1 tRNA gene, 3 rRNA genes and 1 pseudogene (2 of these 5 running past the window's edge) are annotated in these 2,500 nt (G+C 43.0%); all 5 read right to left on the reverse strand.

What is annotated here, in order from left to right:
* Positions 1–22, reverse strand: a 5S ribosomal RNA gene (gene rrf, locus ACH36K_RS00875) (it extends 95 nt beyond the left edge of the window).
* Positions 23–291: 269 nt separating this feature from the next.
* A pseudogene (ldh, locus tag ACH36K_RS00880) lies at positions 292–420 on the reverse strand (L-lactate dehydrogenase); the annotation flags it as partial.
* A 193-nt stretch (positions 421–613) separates the two neighbouring features.
* Positions 614–689: transfer RNA gene (locus tag ACH36K_RS00885), tRNA-Lys, on the reverse strand.
* Between the two features lie 6 nt (positions 690–695).
* A 5S ribosomal RNA gene (rrf, locus tag ACH36K_RS00890) occupies positions 696–812 on the reverse strand.
* Between the two features lie 55 nt (positions 813–867).
* Positions 868–2,500 (reverse strand): 23S ribosomal RNA (locus ACH36K_RS00895); it runs 1,274 nt beyond the window's last position.

The raw sequence follows: 2,500 nt of genomic DNA on the forward strand, positions 1-2,500 counted from the left end.
CCTTTACGCCATCATCACCAGATATTTTTCTCTCAACAAGAACTTATTATATAGATATATTGTCCACATGTCAACATTTTTTTCAAAATTAATTTATTTTTTTATTATTTAATATAAATTAATTTAAATTTCCCCATAAATGTTTTAATTAAGCTAACTCTAATATAACTTTCTTATTGAATTTTTAAACTTAATATTATACTTTAATTTATAAAATATAATATTGATATTCTATTATAAACTTCTAAACTAGCTTGTTCAGTTTCTAAAACTTAATCTATATAAACATTTTAGATCCATTACTTCTCCAAGATCCTTTTCCCTATTAATATCTATCATAAGCACTTCATTACAAACCTATTGAGTTATTAAACTAAATGCCGTAATAGCTTCAACTAATCCAATATCTATTATGTCTATTTTTTCGTTTTTAAGTGGCTAATTAATACTTCACTTTAAGTTTTATTTAATTACTTCAATTTTATTTATCTATAAATTATATATTAATATTAGTCTTATATTATTTCATATAAACTAGATTATAAATATTATTTATTAAATATTAAATATTTTAAAATTTATAAAAAAAAATCCTAAACAAAAGTTTAGGATTTGGTGCGTCATCAGGGGATCGAACCCGGGACACCCTGATTAAGAGTCAGGTGCTCTACCAACTGAGCTAATAACGCATAATAACCTGGCAACGTTCTACTCTCCCACACAGTTTCCCATGCAGTACCATCGACGCTGTAGAGCTTAACTTTCCTGTTCGGAATGGAAAGGAGTGTTTCCTCTACGCCATCATCACCAGATATCAGAGTGTTCTCTGAAAATTGCACATGAATTATTGCCAAAATCTTTTAATTATTGGTCAAGCCCTCGACCTATTAGTATCAGTCAGCTAAATATGTTACCACACTTACACCTCTGACCTATCAACCTTGTGTTCTTCAAGGGGTCTTACTAGCTTATGCTATGGGAAATCTCATCTTGAGGGGGGCTTCACGCTTAGATGCTTTCAGCGTTTATCCCTTCCCGACTTAGCTACCCAGCCATGCTCTTGGCAGAACAACTGGTGCACCATAGGTCAGTCCATCCCGGTCCTCTCGTACTAAGGACAGCTCCTCTCAAATTTCCTACGCCCGCGACGGATAGGGACCGAACTGTCTCACGACGTTCTGAACCCAGCTCGCGTGCCGCTTTAATGGGCGAACAGCCCAACCCTTGGGACCTACTACAGCCCCAGGATGCGACGAGCCGACATCGAGGTGCCAAACCTCCCCGTCGATGTGGACTCTTGGGGGAGATCAGCCTGTTATCCCCGAGGTAGCTTTTATCCGTTGAGCGATGGCCCTCCCACGAGGTACCACCGGATCACTAAGCCCGACTTTCGTCCCTGCTCCACTTGTGGGTGTCGCAGTCAGGCTCCCTTCTGCCTTTGCACTCTTCGAACGATTTCCGACCGTTCTGAGGGAACCTTTGGGCGCCTCCGTTACTTTTTTGGAGGCGACCGCCCCAGTCAAACTGCCCACCTAACAATGTCCCGTCACCAGATTCATGGCGTCCGGTTAGAATCCCAATACTGTCAGGGTGGTATCCCAAGGGTGACTCCACTAAGGCTGACGCCCTAGCTTCTCAGTCTCCCACCTATCCTGTACAGACAATATCGAAACTCAATGCTAAGCTACAGTAAAGCTCTACGGGGTCTTTCCGTCCAATCGCGGGTAGCGAGCATCTTCACTCGCACTACAACTTCGCCGGATTTGCAGTTGAGACAGTGCCCAAGTCATTACGCCATTCGTGCGGGTCAGAACTTACCTGACAAGGAATTTCGCTACCTTAGGACCGTTATAGTTACGGCCGCCGTTTACTGGGGCTTAAGTTCACACCTTCGCTTGCGCTAAGTGTTCCCCTTAACCTTCCAGCACCGGGCAGGCGTCAGCCCCTATACATCAGCTTACGCTTTAGCAGAGACCTGTGTTTTTGCTAAACAGTTGCTTGGGCCTATTCTCTGCGGCCTGCTCTCGCAGGCACCCCTTCTCGCGAACTTACGGGGTCAATTTGCCTAGTTCCTTAACTGCAATTCTTCCGATGGCCTTAGGATTCTCTCCTCATCTACCTGTGTCGGTTTGCGGTACGGGCACTACTTCTCTCTCTAGATGCTTTTCTTGGAAGCATGGAATCAGATACTTCGGCCAAATTGGCCTTCCCCATCACACCTCAGAATTGTTAAGACGGATTTTCCTGTCTTAACTCCCTAAATGCTTAGACTAGCATTTCCAATCGCTAGCACATCCTATCCTTCTCCGTCACACCATCGATAATAACGATAATAGTGGTATTGGAATATCAACCAATTGTCCATCACCTACGCCTTTCGGCCTCGGCTTAGGTCCCGACTAACCCTGGGCGGACGAGCCTTCCCCAGGAAACCTTAGATTTTCGGCCTGTAAGATTCTCACTTACATCTCGCTACTAATGCCAACATTCTCACTCGTAA

This window comes from Clostridium sp. MB05 (assembly GCF_046581255.1).
Lineage (GTDB): Bacteria > Bacillota > Clostridia > Clostridiales > Clostridiaceae > Clostridium.